At 34.2% G+C, this 20,445-nt stretch carries 23 protein-coding genes; 7 read left to right on the forward strand and 16 right to left on the reverse strand.

All coding sequences use genetic code 11. The features are described 5' to 3' along the window. Positions 1-288: 288 nt before the first annotated feature. The 7 genes from C7D53_RS06880 to C7D53_RS06910 all read right to left on the reverse strand — a co-directional run bounded on the left by C7D53_RS06880 (position 289) and on the right by C7D53_RS06910 (position 6,422). Complete coding sequence (locus C7D53_RS06880; RefSeq protein ID WP_106915669.1) at positions 289-1,098, reverse strand: alpha/beta hydrolase; 810 nt, start codon at positions 1,096-1,098, stop codon at positions 289-291. A 266-nt stretch (positions 1,099-1,364) separates the two neighbouring features. Next, positions 1,365-1,943 carry a Crp/Fnr family transcriptional regulator gene (locus C7D53_RS06885; RefSeq protein ID WP_106915670.1) on the reverse strand — a complete coding sequence of 193 codons (579 nt, stop codon included), beginning with the start codon at positions 1,941-1,943 and terminating at the stop codon, positions 1,365-1,367. Between the two features lie 176 nt (positions 1,944-2,119). Beyond that, on the reverse strand, positions 2,120-2,641 hold the full coding sequence (locus tag C7D53_RS06890) for a GNAT family N-acetyltransferase (protein ID WP_106915671.1): 522 nt from the start codon (positions 2,639-2,641) through the stop codon (positions 2,120-2,122). A gap of 14 nt (positions 2,642-2,655) precedes the next feature. Next, entirely contained in the window at positions 2,656-3,237 is a 582-nt protein-coding gene (locus C7D53_RS06895) for a 5'-methylthioadenosine/S-adenosylhomocysteine nucleosidase family protein (protein WP_106915672.1), read from the reverse strand. Between the two features lie 300 nt (positions 3,238-3,537). Beyond that, the gene (locus tag C7D53_RS06900) at positions 3,538-4,239 is read right to left on the reverse strand and encodes a DsbA family oxidoreductase (protein WP_106916692.1); all 702 of its coding nucleotides are present in this window, start codon (positions 4,237-4,239) and stop codon (positions 3,538-3,540) included. 75 nt (positions 4,240-4,314) lie between these two features. Next, positions 4,315-5,478: an MFS transporter gene (locus C7D53_RS06905; protein ID WP_106915673.1), complete on the reverse strand. Its 1,164-nt coding sequence runs from the start codon at positions 5,476-5,478 to the stop codon at positions 4,315-4,317. A gap of 2 nt (positions 5,479-5,480) precedes the next feature. Next, positions 5,481-6,422, reverse strand: a complete 942-nt coding sequence (locus C7D53_RS06910) for an alpha/beta hydrolase (RefSeq protein WP_228422232.1) — start codon at positions 6,420-6,422, stop codon at positions 5,481-5,483. Positions 6,423-6,578: 156 nt separating this feature from the next. Here C7D53_RS06910 and C7D53_RS06915 point away from each other — a divergent pair, with 156 nt between their 5' ends. Then, positions 6,579-6,956, forward strand: a complete 378-nt coding sequence (locus C7D53_RS06915) for a winged helix-turn-helix transcriptional regulator (protein ID WP_106915674.1) — start codon at positions 6,579-6,581, stop codon at positions 6,954-6,956. A gap of 138 nt (positions 6,957-7,094) precedes the next feature. Here the strand turns inward: C7D53_RS06915 and C7D53_RS06920 are convergent, their stop codons facing one another. After that, on the reverse strand, positions 7,095-8,279 hold the full coding sequence (locus C7D53_RS06920) for an MFS transporter (RefSeq protein ID WP_106915675.1): 1,185 nt from the start codon (positions 8,277-8,279) through the stop codon (positions 7,095-7,097). 223 nt (positions 8,280-8,502) lie between these two features. Here C7D53_RS06920 and C7D53_RS06925 point away from each other — a divergent pair, with 223 nt between their 5' ends. Both C7D53_RS06925 and C7D53_RS06930 read left to right on the forward strand, forming a co-directional pair. Beyond that, positions 8,503-9,261 (forward strand): NUDIX hydrolase, encoded by a 759-nt coding sequence (locus C7D53_RS06925; RefSeq protein WP_317047252.1) that lies wholly within the window; start codon positions 8,503-8,505, stop codon positions 9,259-9,261. Positions 9,262-9,342: 81 nt separating this feature from the next. Continuing rightward, positions 9,343-10,074 (forward strand): MBL fold metallo-hydrolase, encoded by a 732-nt coding sequence (locus C7D53_RS06930; RefSeq protein WP_106916695.1) that lies wholly within the window; start codon positions 9,343-9,345, stop codon positions 10,072-10,074. Positions 10,075-10,090: 16 nt separating this feature from the next. Here the strand turns inward: C7D53_RS06930 and C7D53_RS06935 are convergent, their stop codons facing one another. Continuing rightward, complete coding sequence (locus C7D53_RS06935; RefSeq protein ID WP_106915676.1) at positions 10,091-10,432, reverse strand: helix-turn-helix transcriptional regulator; 342 nt, start codon at positions 10,430-10,432, stop codon at positions 10,091-10,093. A 425-nt stretch (positions 10,433-10,857) separates the two neighbouring features. On the opposite strand from C7D53_RS06935, the gene C7D53_RS06940 reads away from it, so the two are divergent. Continuing rightward, entirely contained in the window at positions 10,858-11,451 is a 594-nt protein-coding gene (locus C7D53_RS06940; protein ID WP_106915677.1) for a Crp/Fnr family transcriptional regulator, read from the forward strand. Between the two features lie 48 nt (positions 11,452-11,499). Here C7D53_RS06940 and C7D53_RS06945 read toward each other — a convergent pair whose 3' ends face one another. Next, positions 11,500-12,126 (reverse strand): chloramphenicol acetyltransferase, encoded by a 627-nt coding sequence (locus C7D53_RS06945; protein ID WP_106915678.1) that lies wholly within the window; start codon positions 12,124-12,126, stop codon positions 11,500-11,502. Positions 12,127-12,317: 191 nt separating this feature from the next. Here C7D53_RS06945 and C7D53_RS06950 point away from each other — a divergent pair, with 191 nt between their 5' ends. The 3 genes from C7D53_RS06950 (at position 12,318) to C7D53_RS06960 (ending at position 14,558) form a co-directional block, all read left to right on the forward strand. Then, complete coding sequence (locus C7D53_RS06950) at positions 12,318-12,773, forward strand: PPC domain-containing DNA-binding protein (RefSeq protein ID WP_106915679.1); 456 nt, start codon at positions 12,318-12,320, stop codon at positions 12,771-12,773. 38 nt (positions 12,774-12,811) lie between these two features. Next, complete coding sequence (locus tag C7D53_RS06955; RefSeq protein WP_106915680.1) at positions 12,812-13,396, forward strand: Crp/Fnr family transcriptional regulator; 585 nt, start codon at positions 12,812-12,814, stop codon at positions 13,394-13,396. Between the two features lie 85 nt (positions 13,397-13,481). After that, a complete protein-coding gene (locus tag C7D53_RS06960) occupies positions 13,482-14,558 on the forward strand; it encodes an SDR family oxidoreductase (RefSeq protein WP_106915681.1) in 1,077 nt (358 codons plus the stop codon). A gap of 88 nt (positions 14,559-14,646) precedes the next feature. Here the strand turns inward: C7D53_RS06960 and C7D53_RS06965 are convergent, their stop codons facing one another. The 6 genes from C7D53_RS06965 to C7D53_RS06995 form a co-directional block, all read right to left on the reverse strand. Continuing rightward, on the reverse strand, positions 14,647-15,147 hold the full coding sequence (locus C7D53_RS06965; RefSeq protein ID WP_106915682.1) for a hypothetical protein: 501 nt from the start codon (positions 15,145-15,147) through the stop codon (positions 14,647-14,649). A gap of 424 nt (positions 15,148-15,571) precedes the next feature. Next, positions 15,572-16,165: a hypothetical protein gene (locus tag C7D53_RS06975; protein WP_106915684.1), complete on the reverse strand. Its 594-nt coding sequence runs from the start codon at positions 16,163-16,165 to the stop codon at positions 15,572-15,574. A gap of 2 nt (positions 16,166-16,167) precedes the next feature. Beyond that, the gene (locus C7D53_RS06980) at positions 16,168-18,057 is read right to left on the reverse strand and encodes a C15 family peptidase (RefSeq protein ID WP_106915685.1); all 1,890 of its coding nucleotides are present in this window, start codon (positions 18,055-18,057) and stop codon (positions 16,168-16,170) included. Between the two features lie 181 nt (positions 18,058-18,238). Beyond that, complete coding sequence (locus C7D53_RS06985) at positions 18,239-19,042, reverse strand: helix-turn-helix domain-containing protein (RefSeq protein WP_106915686.1); 804 nt, start codon at positions 19,040-19,042, stop codon at positions 18,239-18,241. A gap of 18 nt (positions 19,043-19,060) precedes the next feature. After that, positions 19,061-19,462, reverse strand: coding sequence for a GlcG/HbpS family heme-binding protein (locus C7D53_RS06990; RefSeq protein ID WP_106915687.1), 402 nt, complete (start codon positions 19,460-19,462; stop codon positions 19,061-19,063). Positions 19,463-19,466: 4 nt separating this feature from the next. Then, complete coding sequence (locus C7D53_RS06995) at positions 19,467-20,255, reverse strand: SDR family oxidoreductase (RefSeq protein WP_106915688.1); 789 nt, start codon at positions 20,253-20,255, stop codon at positions 19,467-19,469. Between the last annotated feature and the right edge of the window lie 190 nt (positions 20,256-20,445).

The raw sequence follows: 20,445 nt of genomic DNA on the forward strand, positions 1-20,445 counted from the left end.
TTTTTATTATTCAACTGGCAATAAAATAAAGCTGTTTAAACTTTTTTATTAAACCACAAAGGATATACAAAAGCTTTTTAAACACTTAAGCTATTTAAGTGATCTACTTTGTGTACAAGGAAGGACACTCAAGTTTTGTTGAAAATCAAAGATTTTCATCTTATGTGAACTTAATTGTGCAGTATTTCCTTACACTTTCTAAAGTTTACTAAAGTGTTAAAAAAATAAAACCTTTTGTGACTTTTGCGGTTAAGTTTAAACAGACTTAATATTTTGAATTGTATTTCATCATTTAAAAAACTTATCAAAAAGGGTAAGTTGCTCAGACAGTGACCTGCTCCAGTATTTATCATCATGAATACCTAAGGATTCTGTGTAAAGATGCTGAATCTTAAGCTCGGTAAGCTTCTTGTGAAAATTTCTGTTCATCCCAATCATCTGTGTATCTTCTGTACCACAGTCAAAAATATAATGTTGTCCGGCTCCTGCCATTAGTTTCAATTTATTATCTGTAAGAAAGTTGGGATTAATGAACTCTACAGGACCTAGAACTATATTGACCATATATTTATTATAACCTTCCCCAAAAGAGCTAAAATCCAGAGCCCCGCAAGAACTCCCCACAATACCAAATGTCTTGTTATAAGTAACACCAATATTAGTTGCCCCATAGCCTCCCATACTCCATCCAAGGATGCCACGGAACTTTTTATCGGCCTTCACCGGATAATTTTTATCTATAAAATCAACCAGTTCCTTTCCAATAAAGGTTTGGTATTGTGAATCTTTGAGAATCGGACTATCTACATACCACGAACTGTAGTTTCCATCCGGCAATACATAAATGGTTTTGTATTCCTCTGCTTTCTGAACCAGATCTGGAATATCCTGCTTGATGGTTCTGTCCGGATTTCCGCTGAAACCATGAAGAATATACACTGACGGATATGTTGTATTAGGCTGAAGATTTGGGGTAATAATAATGGTTTTGATCTTTTTATTCATTTTAGGACTGAAAACTTCCTGATGAATGATTTTTTGTGCTGATAACTGTGCAAAAGTGGTCAGTACAAAAACAATGTTGATTAACTTTTTCATGCTTTAAAATATTTAATTAATAATGAGCATAATCTGAAAGTACAGTAAGTATAAATGTAAGATGTTTTATTTTAAGTTAAGATTTTTGTCTTAAAAAATCATCATTATTTACGTCCTATTTTAATAAGTACATTCAATCTTATGACAGGACAAAGATGCAATGGAAAAAGAAAGAAAGCCTCAACATATGTTGAAGCTTTTGTTAATTTATTTTCTTTTATAGAAGCTGTTGAAAAGGAGTACAGACTACTCCATATTCCATTGTTCTATCTGTTGATTTCTTTCTTGATGCGGCTTAGCTGAGTAGGTGTTATTCCAAGATAAGATGCAATATGATGTTGCTTTAAACGTCTATATAAGGATTGCTTTTCAAGCAATAATAGATAGCGCTGCTTTGCATTTTCAAATTTTAAGGAAACTTCTAATGGCTCTTTTTTGACGACCCAGTTTTTCTCTAAATAATGAATTTGGAAAAGTGCAAGATCATGATGCTTTTCGAGTAATTCACGGTACGCTTTCACAGGATATTGTATGACTGAACAATCTTCAAGGGCAATAATATTGAAATCGCTAGGTTCATTTTTGATAATAGCAGCCGTAGAGGCAACAAAACTTTTCTCTTCAAAGAACATTTTATAAATACTATTCCCTTCTTTATCAATAGTATAATACCCTAGTAATCCGGATTTTATGAAATAGTAATATCTTGCCATGCTTCCTGATTCCAGAAGGAGATCATTTTTACGGTATTTCTCTTCAGTACAGATGCTTAACAAGGCTCTTGTCGACTCCTCCGATAGCGGATAATATTGATTGACTTGTTGTAAAAATTCTGTATTGTTCATTTTTGAAAGGCATCCTGGCGTTGTTGATATATAGGTTTAATTTTTCAGAAACGCTACGGCTTAGAAAAATTTTATAGGAGATAAAATAAAAGTAGTATTATTTATCTCCTGCTGATTGGGCTGATTGAGTAGATTTATTAGATGATTACTCTTTCAAAATCGGAAAAAATAAACCTTTAATCTATCATTTTTTTCATCATAAGATCTGTCTGTTTATCATCTCCTAGGACGAAGGTGTGCTTGTCAAATTCAACAAATCCGTTTTTCGTATAAAAACTTAAGGCTTTTTCATTTTTTTCCCAAACACCCAGCCATAAATAAACTTTATGTAAATTTTTAGCCGTTTCTAAAGCTTGGTTGTAAAGAAGCTGGCCTACTTTTTTACCATGATGACTTTTCTTTACGTAGATTCTTTCAATTTCAAGGCTGGTTTCATCCTGTAATTCTGTTTGTGCTTTACCTGTATTTACTTTCAAATACCCTACAGGATTGTCTTCTTCCCAGGCAATATAAAAAAGGGAATCGGGGTTACTAAGTTCCGCTTTAACCTTCTCTGTATTAAAGCTTTTTTCCAGATACTTTTTCATGGCCTCTTCAGAATTATTTTCTGAGAAAGTTTCAGAAAAAGTCTGAATTCCCAATTTTTGTACAATATCTGTATCTTCAACAGAAGCTTTGTTTAGGATAATTGATGCCATATTTTAGTCTTTTTTTAGGAAAATAGTATATTATGGAAAGCTTGAGAAGCAAGATGTACCTGTACACTCCAGTCATCGGCTGCATCACTTCCTGCATCGTCCGAAATATATTTTAAACACAGAAAGGGAATGTTTTCCTGCTGGGCAATAAGAGCCAAAGGATAAGCTTCCATATCTACAATATTATAATCCGTTTCCGAATGATTCATTTCAAAACTGTCTCCACTTCCGCAGATTCCTTCTTTCAGAGTTTCCATTTTAAGGCCATATTCCAATATGGGCGGAACTCCTGATAACGGGGTTTCATACATTTTAAAGCCAAGACCTCGAACATCCATATCTCTTTGGATGAATTTTGTACAGCATACCACTTCTCCTTTATGAAAACCCTTGCTTCCTGCCGAACCCAGATTAACAATTAACTTCGGTTTTCTAAGCTGAATTTCCTTGGTCAGTTCAATGGCTGCATTTACTTTCCCTATCCCTGTTACTAATTTATTTTTTCCGTTAAATACCGTTCCTGCCTCCGAATCCAGTGCAAAAACAAAAAGCGTATCTGCAACCGGATAATGAAGTTCATTATTAATTTTTATCATTGAAGAATATAGATTTTATACTGTATGACAAAGATACGAGAGTTTTATCTGCTTTTTATAAAATAAATATAAAGCTTAACTAACAAATAAATGGTATTCCCATTATTTGCCCAGATAAAATTATTAATAAATAAGATATAATTGAAGTTACTTTTAGAAAATTTATAATTCTCATATTCATAAATAAGTCCTGCATTTTAAATGTACAGAAATTTTGAATAGTAGTAACAATAATGTTTTGAAAAAGAATAAATACCCCTAAAACAAATTGAATTTGTTTTAGGGTAAAATTTTAAGGTCTTAAATACTGCATCCGTCTGCATCACAGGATGCTCCATTGCTACCGGAAAGATCTTTAAAAGGACTTACTGTTTCCTTATAAGTCTGTTGAAGGGCGTTTTCAAAAACCTCTACAGGTTGTGCGCCTGAAACTGCATATTTTCCATTCAATACAAAGAAAGGAACACCTGAAACGCCTTTATTTCTTGCTTCCAGAATATCCTGATTTACTTCATAATCCAGTTGATCCGAAGTTACTGCCTGTCTTGCCTCATCTTTATCAATTCCCAGTTTTTCAGCAAGGGAAACCAAAACCTCTGTATCACCTACATTTTGACCATCAATAAAATGAGCAATAAACAAAGCTTCCTCCATTTCATTTGATTTATTATTTTTCTTAGCTAAATGAAGAAGTTTGTGGGCGCTGAATGTATTGGTAATTAAAGCCTTTTCAAAGTCAAAATCTATTCCGGCACCTTTTCCCATTTGGGTTACCTGGGTTAGCATCTGGGTAGCCTGAGATGCTGGAACTCCTTTTTTCTCTCTGAAATACTCAATAGTATTTTGGGTTTTGTTGGAATCCAAAGTAGGATCCAGCTGAAAACTCTTCCACTCTACTTCCACTTCATCTTTAAAAGGGAGTTTTTCTAATGCCTGTTCAAAATTATTTTTTCCAATATAGCAAAACGGACACATTACATCCGACCAGATTTCTATTTTCATTGATTCAATTTTTTTGAAATTATAAATCAAAGTTACAATTTTTATTTAATGTAACAAAATATATTACATTTAGATTTAACAACCTGAAAGTTCCCTGATTCGTTTTTTTTCAACGAGATTTCTTATGATCATCATCAAAAAAGCTAAAACCCCGAAAACAGAGCCTATCCAAGGGGTATATTCAACCCCTTTAGTGACGATAATCCAGCCTCCCACGGTTGTTCCTAAGGTTACACCAAGATTTCCAAATGAAGTGGCCAGACTGTTGGCAAATTCCAGTGCATTGGGAGCTGATGAAATCATATAGGAAGATGCATTTAAAAAGCTGGGTGAATATAGAAATCCCCAGATCGCTATGACCAGAATGGTAGCCCATGAGCTTCCATCTGAAATATACAGGAATACAGGAATAAGAATAGTTCCGGATAGAAAAAACGCCATTGTTCCGGCTATATTTTTATTAAGCATTTTACCGGCCATCCAATTGGCCATGATCCCTATTATTCCAAACAAAAGAAGCATGTAGCTTACCATGGAAGTATTCATTCCTTTCCCTTTTCCAAGATATTCTGCAAAGTAACTATAAGTACAGAACCAGGCAGTCACCATGAAAAAATTGGCTAAAGTACTGAGGATAAAAGGTGATTGTGTTAAGATCCTAACCTGGCTGCCATAGGATTTCTTTTCTTTAACCGGCATTGATGGCAGGAAAAAATAAATAGCAATTAAAGCAATCAAGCTTACTATGGTCTGGATTATAAATGAATATTCCCAGGACCAGAGCCCAGAAATCCAGGTTGCAAAAGGAACCGTTGTTACCATTGCGATGGCTACCCCGTTAAAGACAATACTCATCAGTTCATTCTTCTTGCTTTCATCTGCCTTAGATATTGCAACAGATAATGCAGTGGCAATGTATACAGGTTGTAGAAATGCCGGAAGTATTCTTACCAACATCAATAGCCAGAACGGAGGTGAAAAGGAGGATACAATTCCGGTGATCAGGAACATAAAAATAGCGGCAAGCATTATATTTTTACGGTTAATTCCTGAGGTAAGTAATGTCATAAAAGGGCCTGTAAGGGCAATGACCAAGGCAAATCCACTGAGAAGATAACCTGCCTTGTCGATGCTTATTTTATAATGTTCTGCAACCTGCGAAAGGATCCCGATAATCCCGAATTCCGTTGTAATAACAGCAACGAAGCCGAGACATCCGATATATGCATATTTTTTCATGACTACTTTTCTTTGACCGTTTCAAAATTCTGATTGGCAAAATCAGCCATTTCATCTATTGCTATCTGCACTTCATCCAATATTTCTCCCATATGCATAAATCCGTGTACCATATCCTTGTAAAAGCTTGTTGTAACAGAAACTTTAGCATTTTTCATATTTTCGGAAAGTCTTTTCCCATCATCTATTAATGGATCATGTTCTGCAAGTAGAACGAGTGTTCGGGGAGTATTTTTAAAATCATTAATTAAAATCGGAATAGCCAAAGGATTATTTAATTCCTGTTCGGGGAGATAATGTTTCCAGGCTTCAATACCACCTTGCTTATTGAGTACAGGTCCATTTTCGTAGGTTTCCCAAGATGATGTATTGAACTGATTATCTGCAGCAGGATAAATTAATACCTGAAATTTCAGCAGCTCTCCTATTTGTGTAGAAACAGCAGTAGAAAGTGCTCCGCCTGCGCTATCACCAATAATTCCTATTCTATTTTTGTCAATTCCTAATGATTCAGAATGGTCGATAATCCATTTTACGGCATTCGTGCAGTCATTTAGACCTGCGGGAAAGGGATGTTCAGGAGCCAGACGATAATCAACAAAAATAACGGTTGACTTTGTTTTGTTGGCTAATTTACGAACCACAGCATCATGTGTTTCAAACCCTCCCGCTATAAACCATCCTCCATGAATATAGATGATAGCAGCTTCTTCCTGATTGGTTTTTCCTTTTGGACGGTAAATACGAATTGGAATCTGATGGTTTTCCTGTGGAATATCCAGCTCCTCGATCATGGCCACCGGCTCTCTCTTTCCGCTTAACTGAAAAGACATGGTTTCAAGATATTTACGAGTGTCATCCATTGAATTCTGAGCATTAAATGACTGTATTTTTTCTAAATGATTTAAAATTTGATTGATTTTAGGTGTTAACTGCATTTTCATTTTTTATTTAAGTTAATATTGTTTTTAGCAGTGAACATTAGCGCTATTGTTCTTTTACTGCTGCATATTTTCTGCTTCTGGGTACAAAATTAAATTTCAAACCTTACATTTGCATTGTATACATCGAATTGTATGGTACTAACAAATTTGTAAGTAATGGGGAAAATAAAAGAAAACTCAACGAATAACATCAACAGGCAATACATCCATGAATGTGATCTTACCTATGCCGTATGTAAAATTGGAGGGAGATGGAAGCTCTTGATTTTAGATAAGCTTAAAGACGGAAAACTGCGTTTCAGTGAGCTTAGAAAAGCTATTTTAGGAATAACGGAAAGAATGTTGACTCTTCAATTGAGGGAACTGGAGAAAGAAGGCTTGGTTAAAAGGACTGTACATGCAGAAGTTCCACCGCGTGTAGATTATGAACTTACAGATATTGCAAGAGAATTAATCCCGATTTGGAATGTATTGAGTAATTGGGGAGGAAAACACAGAAAACTTATTCAGGAACAGGAAATTTCTGAAGAGTAATTTTGCTTTTTAGGGTATACAGGTTTAAGACAAAGGAAAATTAAAAATTTTCAGCGATGATTATTCATTTATAAAGTGTATTAAGAAGATAAAATGGGTATATTCCTCTGTCAAAATTAGAGCATAATTTCTTTTCAATCAGGCCTTATTTACTTTATTGCAAAACAGAATATGGGCGATGAGTGCTAACACTCCGAATGCGGTTCCTACAATGCATACTCCTGTCCATTGTGCTTTCTGCCAGGCCAAAGAAGCCAGCCAGGTTCCCAGTGAACCCCCAATAAAATAAGACACCATATAAACCGTGTTTAGCCTGTTGACAGCATTGGATTTGATCATAAAATAATTGGTCTGATTCATGATATGGCTTGATTGTACCCCAAGATCAACAAGGATTACGCCTATTATTAATCCCCAATACGTTTCTCCTGCAAAATAAGTGAACCCCCAGCTTCCTATCAAAATCAGTAAAGAATACAATATAATACGATTGATGTCCAAATACTTTTGCAGATTTCCAACCTTCGCAGCAGCCAAAGCTCCTACTGCTCCTGCAAGACCGAAGCTGCCTACTACAGATGAGCCAGCATTAAAAGGCGGCTTTTCCATATGAAAAACCAAAGTTGTAAACAAGGCACACATAGATCCAAAAGCCATTGCCCCACGGAATGAAGCAAGCTGAAGAATAGGCTGTGTTTTTGCAAGATGAGCTACAGAACGCATTAATTCTTTATAAGTACCTTTAAAATTCGGAGAAAGTTCAGGAAGCATCGTGTAAACGGCCAACCATACCAAAATCATTAATCCTGCCGCAATACCAAACATTGCTCTCCAACCCCAGACTTCCCCCACAATTCCGCCTATAAAACGTGAAAGCAGAATACCCAATAAAAGTCCGGACATAACCAGTCCTATATTGGCCGATTTTTCTTTATCAGCCGATAGTTCGGCAGCAATAGGTACAAAGAGTTGAGGAATTACAGAAGTAGCTCCAATCAATAAACTGGCAGCATACAACATCCAAAGCTGAGTGGCAAAAGTCATCCATAGCAAGGAGCCAAAAACCAGGAACAGATCAATCAGGATTAGTTTTTTTCGGAAAAATTTATCTCCAAGCGGTACAATTAAAAGCAACCCCAAAGCATATCCTATTTGGGTAAGAACTGAAATTTTACTTACGGCAGCTTCAGAAACATGAAAATCTTCCGAGATAAGTGCCAATAAAGGCTGGTTATAATAATTGTTGGCAACAACAAGTCCTGAAATAATGGCCATTAACCAGACTACAGTCCGGGAAATGGTGTTGGTAGAGCTTACCTGCATGTTAAAATTTTTATTGAATAGAAATATATCCTATAATTGAGTATTTTGGATATATATTTTTAATGGATTCAAAGGTAGGCATTTTAATAAAAAACATATAATATCATGATTGATTTAACCTTTGAATATAATAGATGATTTTTCTTAAAAATGGCTTTAATAAAGAGTTTTTATAAGCATTATCCAATTTTATCTTTACATTTGTAACAACACATGTATTTTTATGGATTATATGAATTCCAAGGAACAGATTTTACAAAAGTCTGCTGAAGCAAAAGAAATTTTTCTTCCTCATATTTCGGCCGATCCCGTTATTTTCGGTTTTGATCAAAATGAGCTGAAAGTTTTGCTGGTAAGGATGAATTACCGAAAACAATGGCTTCTTCCCGGTGGTTTTATAAGAAAAGATGAAGACTTGGACGAAGGCGTAATGAGGGTTTTAAAATCCAGGGCCGGTGTTACCAATGTCTTTCTTGAAGAATTTGCCGTTTTTGGAAGAAAAAACAGGAGTGAATTTTATTTTGAGGATTTTGATGAAACCCTGTTTCAGAAGCAGCGTTTTATTTCCATTGGTTATTATGCCTTGTATAATTCTGCGGATATTGAACCCGTTATGGATGATGTGAGTGAAGCCTGTGAGTGGGTTTATTTAAGAGATCTCCCCACCATTGAACTGGCTATGGATCATCGCGAGATTATTGAAAAGGCACTTCTTACATTAAGAGAAAAAATCTCATACAAACCTATCGGATATAATCTATTACCGGAAAAATTTACACTTTCTGAACTTCAGAAATTATATGAAGCCATATTGGGGAAAGAGCTCAACCGTGGGAATTTTTATAGGAAAATCAAAAATTTGGGAGTTTTAAAGAAACTTGATGAACAGAGACGTGGTGGCGCGCATAAATCGCCGGATCTTTACTCCTTTGATGAAGAAAATTACGTAAAAGCATTGGAAAACGGATTGAATAACTGGTAGATACCTTTCCATTGTTTTTTCCAATGGTTTGCATTGATGAAAAAGCTTTTGAATGTTAGAAATATTGAGGAAATTTGCAGCATGAAGATCATTCCACTTAAAGAAGGTAATTTTTCAGCCAGCAAGACCAAGGACTTTACTCTTTTAACAGATGAAAATTTTAATACTGTTACCGGAATTAAAATGTCTGTACAGCCTTTCCTCATCATCACAGAGCACGATTATATTCTTTTGGATGCAGGCATTGGCTGGAAAAATGAGGATGGAAATTCTGTTGTATCAACACTTCTCGAAAAAGAAAATATCCGTCCAGAGCAGGTTACAAAGCTACTCCTTTCCCATCTTCACAAGGATCATATTGAAGGCGCTGTAAAGCTTACAGATCATGGCTATGAACCCAATTTTCCTAATGCAGAAATATATATCCAAAAACGTGAGCTGGATTTTGCGATGGAAAATAAAGGAAATCCCTCCTTCGATTTTGAAGTGCTGGAAAACCTGATTCAATTACCCAATATTATCTGGATGAATGATGATAAAGGACAAATTACGGATGATATTTTTTATGAAGTAGTAGGAGGTCATACTCCTTTTATGCAGGTTTTTTGGATTAAAGAAGAAGGAGAAACTGTTTTCTATGGGGCAGACGATCTTCCACAGGCTTCTTATTTGAAGTACCATTTAGCCTATAAGAGTGATTTTGATGGCCGAAAAGCAATGGAACTACGACTTGAGTGGGAAAAAGAAGCACGGGAAAATCATTGGAAGATTCTACTCTATCATGATCTGGAAAAAGCAATAATAGAAATTTGAAAAGACAAATAATGGTCTAAATTTTATTAAACCATTGATAGATATCAAGCTCAGAGGGAATGTTAAGTTTTTTTCTGAGTCTGTTTTTTCTGTTTTGTATTGCTTTGGGTGTAACAAAAATACAGGTTGCTATTTCTTTCGTGGTCATATTAAGCTTAAGATAGATACAAAAGATTTGTTCAGAATTTTTAAGTCCGGGGTGTATAACAGATAATTTTTCAAAAAAATCAGGGTAGACCCATCTGAACTTGTTCAGTAAACGTGGTGAATTGGCCTTGGCTAGTGCCATAATTTCATCTTGTAAAAGAATCTTCTGATTCAAATCTTCTAGGTTAAGTTCAGGTTTTTTATGATTCATAATAGGTTCCTATCTCTACATATGCATTTTTTACATGAGTAAAAAATATTTTTATTTGTCAATCTATACAATTTAAAAGTTCACGTATATGAACTTTTCTTCATTTTAATAAGGGCAAAGAAAGAGAAAATGATTAAAATTCTACCAAATTAGCGTACCACATACATACCACGTTACACTTTTAGATAAAATATCATAACGGCTTTTATCAGACCGTTTAGAATTCATTTGATCTACTTTTTTATCGGGCATAAATGTAGTAGATTGTTAGTTTTACTTTTTATGATCCAAATCAATACTTTTTCATCTTTATTTTCAGGAAATTGGATTTTTGTGGTATATCAGTGGTACCACTTTTTGTGGTTATCATTTTAAATAGCTTTTTCTTTATTCTTTAAGACTCAATATAGAAATATATCACCCCTATGATTATTGAAGATCTATTAATTTCATTTGGCGCAGAAATAAAGAATTACCGGGCGGGAGAAGTTATTTTTCGTGAAGAAGAACAGCCACAGTACTATTATCAGATAAAAAGAGGAAAGATTAAACTCAATAATTACACTGAAAATGGGAAAGAATTTATTCAGAATATTTTTTCAGACCAACAGAGTTTCGGAGAGTCCCTTTTATTTCTAGAACATCCATATCCCATCAATGCGGTAACTATAGAAGATTCATGTATTTATAGGATGTCAAAAAGTGATTTTTTGCATTTGGTACAAAGCAATCCGCAGATTTCACTAAGCATTTATCAATGTTTAGCCGAAAGAATGTACTATAAGTATATTATGTTCTATAATCTTTCTTTCCAAAATCCGGTTTCTAAGCTGAAGTTACTATTGGATCACCTCAAAAGTTATCATGAAGATAAAACCTCCTACTCTTTTCAGGTACCCCTTACAAGACAACAGCTTGCTTCATTAACCGGACTCTGTGTAGAAACGATGATACGAACAATAAAGCAAATGGAAAAAGATCAGATTCTGAAGATTAAGAAAGGGAAAATTTATTATTAATGGATTTCTTTTAAAAGCAGGCTGTCACTTTTCAATTCTTGCAGGCTTCTAAAGATCAAGTTGTCTTTGAAATTCCTCAAGGTATTTTGCAATATGAATTCCATCTGCCAGTCCGTGATGGGCTTCAATAGAAACAGGAAGATATTTTTTACCCTCACGGATATTGAATTTACCGAAAGCAATTTTAGGAATGGATTCTCCTGTATTAAAATCTGTTGGATGAAGAATTGAACTGAAAGAGTTCCATGGAATTGTAGTATGTCTAACATGGTCTTTACCCAGTCTTTCATTGCTTATTCTAAGTCCTGAAGTCTCATGTACACCTTTTATTTCTTCCTGCAGATTAGCATTGAAAATCTCAAAATCCTCAGAGAAAAGAGTAAATGAAAAGCCAAAAGTTCCGTCGGGTCTGCCAATGGTACTTCCAGCATGTACTGTATCAAACTGTACAACCTGACCGTCAATAATTCTAAGCTTTAACTCATCAACAGTATTTACAGCCACCATAGATTTATGAAAGTAATAAGCAAAGAATGAGTATCCATTTTCCTTAGCCTTGTCATAGGCTTTTGTACAATCCACTTCTGTTGTAAAACCAAAATATGGGCTTGCCATGTTAGAAAAAAAATTAAAATGCTCCTTTCTGTTCCAGCTTTCGATATCTACGATCTTCATTGATTTTTATTTGCTGCAAATTTCTGTATTTTTTATCAGTTTACAAGTAAAAGGAATATAAATTATCCCGATAACACTATATTTTTCTGTTTCAAAATCATACATAGAAATTGACAAGCATGATTATTGCATTTATGTGTAAAGAGGAATGCTTAGGGGAACCATTTAACACAAAATAAAGCTTTACAAGTATGAGTACACAAAATTTAAAAGGAAGAAATTGGTCAGCAAAGAAGGTAGATCATGTTTATATTGTCAGTATAAAAAATCAATCAAGTATCATTGAAGCCCTTACAGATTTTGTTAGAAGCCAAGGTATTCAAGCTGGGGAAGTTACAGGAATTGGAGCAATAGATGAAGTTACCTTGCGTTTCTTTGTTCCCTCAACCAAAAAATATGTAGATAAAACATTTAAAGAACAGATGGAAGTAACCAATATTTCTGGAAACGTTTCTGTAATAGGTGAAGAGCCACTCCTCCATTTGCACATTACTTTAGGAAGAGAAGATTATACTGCGTTGGCAGGACATCTTTTAGACGCCAGAATTCGGGGTGCAGGAGAATTTATTTTTTACCCGCTCAATACCAGAGCTGTAAAATCAAAAGATGAGGAAATAGGGATTAATCTCTATAATTTTGAAGAATAATATACCGAAAGTCTTATTTTTGATAAAATATTTTTTTAATGTTTGAGGTACTCCTTTCCCATATTCAGAATAAAGTAGCTATAACCGATGAACAAAAAACACAGGTTCAGGCTTTCTTTACTTTAAAAAAACTTCGAAAAAAACAATATCTGTTACAGGAAGGAGAAATCTGTAAATGTCTGTCTTTTGTAAGTAAGGGATTGCTGAAGTCTTATTTTTTGGATGAAAAAGGGAATGAACATATCAATATGTTTGCTTTTGAAGGCTGGTGGATCTCAGATTTCAACAGTTTTATTCATCAGGAAAAATCAGTTCTCAATATTGATGCCATTGAAGAAACTGAAGTTCTGATGATCACCCTTGATGATTATGAAAAAATGATGCTGGAAATTCCTGTAATGGATCGTTATTTTAGAATTCTCTATCAAAACAGTCTGGTGACAAAGGACCATAGGCTTATAGTTTCCAATAGCTATACTGCCGAGGAAAAATATCTTCAACTGGCACAGAAAAACCCTGATATGATCAAAAGGGTTCCCCATAATCTTATCGCCTCTTATCTGGGACTCGCTCCCGAAACAGTAAGCAGGATTCGTAAAAAAAATCTTCTCAATAATACTTGATACAGATCAATCCAAATGCATGATCCATATCAAGAATATTGGACAGTTCCCAGCCATACTTTTGTAATGAAAATTTACAATACCTATGGAAAATAAAGAAAATATAGCATTGGTAGTAGGTGCTACAGGAATTACAGGAAGCAACCTTGCAGAAGAACTTATTGCACAAGGCTGGGTTACCTATGGATTATCCAGAAACCCCAACTCTGCTATTGCCGGCCTTCGGAGCATCAAAGCAGATCTGTTGGATGAGCAAAATCTGACGGAAGCATTGACGGAGATCTCTCCTACTCATATTTATTTTACAACATGGATGCGAAATGATACGGAAGAAGAAAATATTAGGGTAAACAGTTTACTTGTCCGAAATCTTCTGAATGTATTATCTCCTAAAAAATCGATTAAACATGTGGCTTTAGTTACCGGATTGAAACATTATCTGGGACCTTTCGAGGCTTATGTTAAGCAAGGGATTTTGCCTGAAACACCTGTTCGGGAGGAACATCCGAGGCTTCCTCTTCCCAATTTTTATTACGCTCAGGAAGATGAAGTATATAAGGCTTCGGAAAAAGATGGTTTTACTTGGAGCATTCACAGGCCTCATACTGTAATTGGGCATGCTGTGGGAAACCTGATGAATATGGGAACTACCCTGGCCATTTATGCAAGTATCTGTAAGGAAACGGGAAGAAAGTTCGTGTGGCCGGGATCTGAGGCACAATGGCATGGCGTTTCAGATGTGACGGATGCAAAAGTACTGGCCAAACAACTGGTATGGGCTTCCTCTACTGAATCTGCCAAAAATATGGCCTATAACATTACCAACGGAGATGTTTTTCGATGGAAATGGCTTTGGAAAAGGTTAGCCGACTGGTTTGGAATAGAGGCAGAAGGGTTTAATGGTATGATCAGACCTCTGGAAAAAGAATTGGAAAACGATGCGCAAATCTGGAGTGAGATCGCAAAAAAACACCATTTAAATGAAGAAAATCTTAGCAAATTATCGTCTGCATGGCATACAGATCTTGATCTCGGAAGACTGTTGGAAGTAATGTGTGATATGTCCAATAGCAGAAAGCTTGGATTTACGGCCTATAAAAGTACAGAAGACTCTTTCATAGAATTGTTTGAGCGGTTAAGAAGTGAAAATATAATTCCTTAAGGAGTATATATTTTCAAAACCTTTAAAGGATAAGCCATCTATTATAAAATGTAGATGGCTTTTGCTTTAATGCTGTTAATTCTGAATTTTATTGTCTCTCTAACTTAATATTATCAAGCTTTTCAAAATCAACACTATAAAATGTGACATCATTTAATTTAGTATCTTCCCTTTTTCTTGTATTATTGTTAAATAGCTTATAAAGTAAAATATTTTCATTAAAAACATTAACCTTACCAGAAGACTCTAAATTATTTTTTAAAATTTCAACATTATAATTCCCCTTTTTAAACTTTAGGTTATGTAAATAATAATTACCAGTATTTCCATAGTTAATTACGTAATTCATAGTATCCTTATCCTTTATAAAACTAATTGTTGTAGGGCGAGGAATATCAGTCCATTTTCTGTCTTTAATTAAAGTATAAGTATCATTTTGCATAAATGTTTTCTGTAAAATCCTTACTCCTTTTTCTGGTTTTAATAGAAGTAGATTTGAACTATACATATCATCATTCGCTATTTTTTTTTGAGCATCACAACTATAAATAAGTGGCAAAACCATTATGATAAAAAATATTTTTCTCATAAATTATTGATCTTCTTCATTTCTGTATAGGCAATCACACGGAAAGTTTTTTATAATTATCGGGTAAGTATTTTTATTTAATTTTTCAATACATTCTTTTAGATTTATGATATAATGACCTTTTCTGAAATACAAGTTTTTAATATGGAATGAAAGAGGGCTATAAGAATCAAACAATAATTTGATTTGCATAGTATCATTTTTATAAATGAAATTTGTTTTTGAATTAACAGAAATTCCAACATAACTATATTGTTTCTTCGCTTGAGAATATTTATAGTTATTACTATTAGGTTGTTTAGCAAAATATAGTTGCTGCTTTTTATAGAAAATAGAATCAACTGTAATGGCTGAAGTTCGCAATGGTTGAGCAATATATCTATTGTTCAACAAAAACATAAAAATTATACTAATAAATACTTTCTTATTTAATTTCTTGTAGATATACATTCGCAGTATCTTTTACATTTATTTCAATAAATTTTAAGTCTGAAAAATATAGGTTTCTTTTTGTTGTTTCATTAGAGGGAACATAAGTGTTTTTAAATAAGGTTTTTTGCATTTCTTTCATAGTAATTATATCACTACCAGTAATATATTTTATACCATTTTGAGATTCTTTGTTATCAAAACTTAAATTATAATTTCCTCGTTTAAATTCTAAATTCTTAATATAATAATTCTTCTCCTGACCGCATTTACAATATATATTCATTGTATCTTTCTGCTGAATAAAAGTATATTTTTTTTGATAATATCTAGAACCCATTGGTTTCCAATTTTGAGTTATGATACTTATATTTTTGTTATTGAAAATTTCTTTATTTTCTGATGCTTCTACCGTTTTTTTATAAGAATTGTCCTGATTATATACTTTTGAATAATATTTTGCGAGTTGGATATTTCCATCGATAAATTCAAATACTAAGACATCTTTTGATGTGGCCTCAATTACTTTTTGTGCATTGCACGATGTGAAAATCAGATTAATAATTACAATAATTAATATATTCTTCATCGCTATAGGTTTTTTATTGCTTCTGCTAATCCTTTTTTTACAAGGTTTACTAGATTCACTATTTTTGTTTCAACTAAATCTTCTCCTGGATTTTGTAACATTTCAACATGGAAATGTCCGGTTTTTAATAATTGTTTATGCTCTCTTCTTATTTTAGCTACACGATAAAAAATTTCATTGGAAAGATAATTTCCTCCTGAGCCTTCACTCAATACCTCATTTTCATTTGGAAATGTATTTGGTCCATTATCAATATCATTATACTTCCAGTTGAATGTTATTCCCTTAACCTTTTCAAATTGCTTTGGAAGTGTTGTTTGTAACCATTCATATGGTGTTTTTAATGCTTGAGTATCTGGCTCGCGTATGAAGTCCATGTTGTCATTAAAACCTCCTCTTCTTGAAGTACCAAACATGTCAATAACATTTTCATTAGGTAAATATTGACTTACTGTAATTATCATATCAACATTTAAAATATGAGGTGTGATATATTTTTCAATAATACCATTCCCTTGTCCCTTGCTGTGATCTTGACTTCCATCGAAATCAGAATATCTTACAGGAACTACCATTGTTTGGATATATGCACCTAGTTTTTTATCGCTAGCTAATGTTTCTGCAATAACTCCGGATGGATTAGATTGTTTAATATTACCACCTTTTTTTGGATTTAATACAAAAGGATCAAATCCAGTAATGAGAATTTTCTTTTTATTTCCAGCCTTTGAAAAATCTATTCCTGTATAATTTCTACTTTTTTCTTCAAAAAGTACTATGATTTTCCAAAGCTTGCTATTTTTAGGGATAATGGATTTTTTGAAAAAATCATCCTGATCTTTTTGTGAAAGTGTTTTAATATCTTTGATAAAAACATATTGCCTTTTTAAGATAACCTGCATGGCAATCCTTGCCCAATACAGAGGCCTGTCGTCAAGAATAGCCTTTCTTTTTTTTATTTCATCCTTTTTTACTCCGGTTTTGTTGTTTGTTGTGGTCAGCTTCATATTATGATCCTGGTGCTGTAGTACTGCATAGCTCCATAATTTTCCCGCACTTTCAGATACCTTCGCATTGATGTCCTCAACAGATGCATCTGTGTGGTCTTCACAAAGCCATTCTGAAAAATCATCAACAATATCTTTAATATCTTCATTCTCATCAGCGTATTTATCAATATAAAAATTTTCATAATTGGTCAATAAATCTTTACCTCCGGAATTGTCTGTTTTAAAAAGGCCAATTAATTCTTCATAGTTTCTTTTATAGGTAACAGGCTTTAAACGGTTTCCTGCTAGTGGTAGAAAAACATTTTTAGCATCTAAAACAACTTTAGCGAAAAATTCATTTAAATCTTCTTCCTTTATTTGGGTTTGATGTAAAGTATAATCATATTCTTCGAAATCATCGCTATACCAATTAGGATTAAGAACAAAAAGTGGAGTTTCAAAAGTCTCTTCGTGAGTAACTAATCCGTTCCAGGAAAAGCGTTTAGTATTTAAAATATCAAATTTCTGATGAGTGCTTTTTGTTTTTCCCTGCAGATTCACATAGATGCTTTGCCCCTTGGCATTGGATGTTACTATCTTGATTTTAAGTTTCTGTCCGTAAAAAAAATCTTTAGTATTCTGGTCGAGGACTTTATTGTTTTCATCCAAAAATTCAACCTGTTCTACTTTTGGATGGGTGGTATAAATTTCTTCAGGCGGAACATAGTTTCCGTGGGAAACTCCAGTCTTTTCACCTTGCTGGGTTATCTGTTTTTCAGCAGTAACAATTATATTTCCTTTGGTTACCCACATAGAGTGATTTCCATCTGTTTTGATGGTATATTCTCCACGAACAATTTTTGTTTTAGAGCCACCAACATACATTTTTGTTGTTTCTCTCATTTATTTGGTGTTTTTACGTCCAGGTGGTTATGTAACTCCATGAAAAACGGATAAAAATACCGAAAAACAATAGTTACAATATTAATAAAACCATTTGAACCTTACTAACTTACAAAAATAATTGCAGAATCCTATGATTCTGCAATTAAAAATATCTCTTCCTGATATATTTATTATCTGGTTATAATTCTGTGGTGGTTATTCCGTATTTCTTTTTAAATGAAAAATAAAAATGAGACAGATTCTCAAACCCAAGATCCAGATAGATATCCGAGGGCTTTTTATTTTTGTTTTTAATCAGAAAATAAGCCTCCCTTAATCTTTTTTCTTTTAGCCATTGCTTCGGAGTCATATTGAATACCTTGTTGAAATCCCGTTTAAAACCAGAAAGACTTCGGCCTGTAAGCCTTGCAAAAGCTTCCACAGACACATTGAACATAAAGTTTTTATTCATAAATTCCTTGAGATCAATTTTATGTGGTTCCGAAAAGTCAAAAAGAAGATTCTTTAGATCCGGATGAGCTTGCAGAAGGAGCTCAATTGCTTCTTTAACCTTTAATACAGCCAACCTTGGAGATATTTGCTCGGTTTTATCAATATAAGGGATTAATGATTGAAAATAGCTCTTAAAAAACTCATCAGACTCAAAGAATAACCGTTGATGACCCGGAAAAGGACTATCCACTATCATCTTTTGCTCACTGGCATATTGTCTAAGAGTTTCATCATCAAGTGTGATAGAGATAAACTGATACTTTTCACCATTTAAAGGCTGCTTAAGCGTTCGGATTAATTGATTCTTTCTGACTAAAACTACTGTATTTTCTTCAATAATAGTTTTACCCTGATCATGAAAGGCATGAGTTTCTCCAGAAATCTGAAATCCTAGAAAATGATCCGGAATAAACTCCTCATGCCCCCTGTAGGCATCAAAAGCGCATGAATAAACCAGTTTGTCAAATATGATTTCAGAAGTCTTTTCCATAACACAAATATCTGAAATTTAAACAATAACAGACGCCCCTGCCTGGGCAATCTCTTTGTCTTGCTCAGGAGTACCGCCTGACGAACCTATAGCACCAATTATTCCTTCGTTTTTATCCTTAATGATAACGCCTCCTGCCAGGGTTAAAAGTCCGTCATTAGAATTCAGCATCCCATATCCATGAATATCGGCTCCAGAAATAATGCCTCCCATTACATCACTGTCAATTCCAAACATAATGGCTGTTTTGGCTTTCTTTATAGCAAAATCAATCACTCCATATACGCTGTCCAGCCGGGCAAAAGCAACAAGATGTCCTCCTTTATCTACTACGGCAATACTTACAGGAATACCTAATGATTTTGCTTTTTCTATTGCGGCACTCAGTACTTTTTCTGCTAGTTTATAAGTGATTTCCATATTCTTAACTTTTGGCAGTCCACGCTTCAGTTTGAAGCTGTTTTACAAAATCTTCAGTTTCCTTGGGATGTACATTCCTGAAATCACTGTTGTCATCAAGAGCAACATTTACAATAACTTCTGCCATAGAATGAGGATCTAACTGATGAGCCAAAGATTCACATGCTCCGTCGAAAGCTGATTCTGGAGTGAAATTCACCTTTGGATCATACCAACGAAATATGGAATCTACTCCCCTGTCATTAAATCCTGTTCCAAATACTCCCGGATTGCAGGTTGCAATTTTGATATTGAACGGAGCCAGTTCTGTTTTTAGCCCTTCTGCAATTGACTCTAAGGCATGTTTAGACGCGCAGTAAGCAGCCACGTAGGGTACCGTCCATAAACCTCCCATTGATGAAGTGAAGACAATTTTCCCTCCTTTCTTTTCAATAAACTTTTTAATGAACCCCTGTGCCAGTTCCAACGCACCGAATACATTCACCTCAAACATAGATCGGATTATATCAACAGGTTGTTCCGCAATAGGTCCCCCTTCCATGATACCTGCATTGCTTATCAGAATATCAATATCATATTTGTTTAAAATATAGGCAATATCTCTTGAATTGGTTACATCCAGCTTATCAACCGTTAAAGTTACGCCCTGTTCTGAAGCTTCCCTGATTAAATCGCTCATTTGAGGATATACTTGTGTAGTTGCAATTACCTGATGTCCCTTTCTAGCAAGTTCAAAGGCTGCTATTTTCCCAAAACCGCTTGCTGCTCCTGTAATTAGAATTGTTTTACTCATTGTATTTTATTTTTTTGTTGATACAAATTTCAAAGATTTTCAATCGGTTTATATTGGTGCAAAGTCCAAACTTATAGTGTTGGAAAGTTCATAGTATGCATTCTGGTTAAGTGATTTTTGAGAAGCTAAGACAAATGCTAAAGTTTAGAAATAGATCCCTTTATTCCCTATAATTCCAATAAAACCTAAC

This window comes from Chryseobacterium aurantiacum, assembly GCF_003020585.1.
GTDB lineage: Bacteria > Bacteroidota > Bacteroidia > Flavobacteriales > Weeksellaceae > Chryseobacterium > Chryseobacterium aurantiacum.

Excerpts from the sequence above, each read along its gene's own strand:
- C7D53_RS06880 (WP_106915669.1), bottom strand. The coding sequence starts at position 1,098 with ATGAAAAAGTTAATCAACATTGTTTTTGTACTGACCACTTTTGCACAG.
- C7D53_RS06885 (WP_106915670.1), bottom strand. The coding sequence starts at position 1,943 with ATGAACAATACAGAATTTTTACAACAAGTCAATCAATATTATCCGCTA.
- C7D53_RS06890 (WP_106915671.1), bottom strand. The coding sequence starts at position 2,641 with ATGGCATCAATTATCCTAAACAAAGCTTCTGTTGAAGATACAGATATT.
- C7D53_RS06895 (WP_106915672.1), bottom strand. The coding sequence starts at position 3,237 with ATGATAAAAATTAATAATGAACTTCATTATCCGGTTGCAGATACGCTT.
- C7D53_RS06900 (WP_106916692.1), bottom strand. The coding sequence starts at position 4,239 with ATGAAAATAGAAATCTGGTCGGATGTAATGTGTCCGTTTTGCTATATT.
- C7D53_RS06905 (WP_106915673.1), bottom strand. The coding sequence starts at position 5,478 with ATGAAAAAATATGCATATATCGGATGTCTCGGCTTCGTTGCTGTTATT.
- C7D53_RS06910 (WP_228422232.1), bottom strand. The coding sequence starts at position 6,422 with ATGAAAATGCAGTTAACACCTAAAATCAATCAAATTTTAAATCATTTA.
- C7D53_RS06915 (WP_106915674.1), top strand. The coding sequence starts at position 6,579 with ATGGGGAAAATAAAAGAAAACTCAACGAATAACATCAACAGGCAATAC.
- C7D53_RS06920 (WP_106915675.1), bottom strand. The coding sequence starts at position 8,279 with ATGCAGGTAAGCTCTACCAACACCATTTCCCGGACTGTAGTCTGGTTA.
- C7D53_RS06925 (WP_317047252.1), top strand. The coding sequence starts at position 8,503 with ATGGATTATATGAATTCCAAGGAACAGATTTTACAAAAGTCTGCTGAA.
- C7D53_RS06930 (WP_106916695.1), top strand. The coding sequence starts at position 9,343 with ATGAAGATCATTCCACTTAAAGAAGGTAATTTTTCAGCCAGCAAGACC.
- C7D53_RS06935 (WP_106915676.1), bottom strand. The coding sequence starts at position 10,432 with ATGAATCATAAAAAACCTGAACTTAACCTAGAAGATTTGAATCAGAAG.
- C7D53_RS06940 (WP_106915677.1), top strand. The coding sequence starts at position 10,858 with ATGATTATTGAAGATCTATTAATTTCATTTGGCGCAGAAATAAAGAAT.
- C7D53_RS06945 (WP_106915678.1), bottom strand. The coding sequence starts at position 12,126 with ATGAAGATCGTAGATATCGAAAGCTGGAACAGAAAGGAGCATTTTAAT.
- C7D53_RS06950 (WP_106915679.1), top strand. The coding sequence starts at position 12,318 with ATGAGTACACAAAATTTAAAAGGAAGAAATTGGTCAGCAAAGAAGGTA.
- C7D53_RS06955 (WP_106915680.1), top strand. The coding sequence starts at position 12,812 with ATGTTTGAGGTACTCCTTTCCCATATTCAGAATAAAGTAGCTATAACC.
- C7D53_RS06960 (WP_106915681.1), top strand. The coding sequence starts at position 13,482 with ATGGAAAATAAAGAAAATATAGCATTGGTAGTAGGTGCTACAGGAATT.
- C7D53_RS06965 (WP_106915682.1), bottom strand. The coding sequence starts at position 15,147 with ATGAGAAAAATATTTTTTATCATAATGGTTTTGCCACTTATTTATAGT.
- C7D53_RS06975 (WP_106915684.1), bottom strand. The coding sequence starts at position 16,165 with ATGAAGAATATATTAATTATTGTAATTATTAATCTGATTTTCACATCG.
- C7D53_RS06980 (WP_106915685.1), bottom strand. The coding sequence starts at position 18,057 with ATGAGAGAAACAACAAAAATGTATGTTGGTGGCTCTAAAACAAAAATT.
- C7D53_RS06985 (WP_106915686.1), bottom strand. The coding sequence starts at position 19,042 with ATGGAAAAGACTTCTGAAATCATATTTGACAAACTGGTTTATTCATGC.
- C7D53_RS06990 (WP_106915687.1), bottom strand. The coding sequence starts at position 19,462 with ATGGAAATCACTTATAAACTAGCAGAAAAAGTACTGAGTGCCGCAATA.
- C7D53_RS06995 (WP_106915688.1), bottom strand. The coding sequence starts at position 20,255 with ATGAGTAAAACAATTCTAATTACAGGAGCAGCAAGCGGTTTTGGGAAA.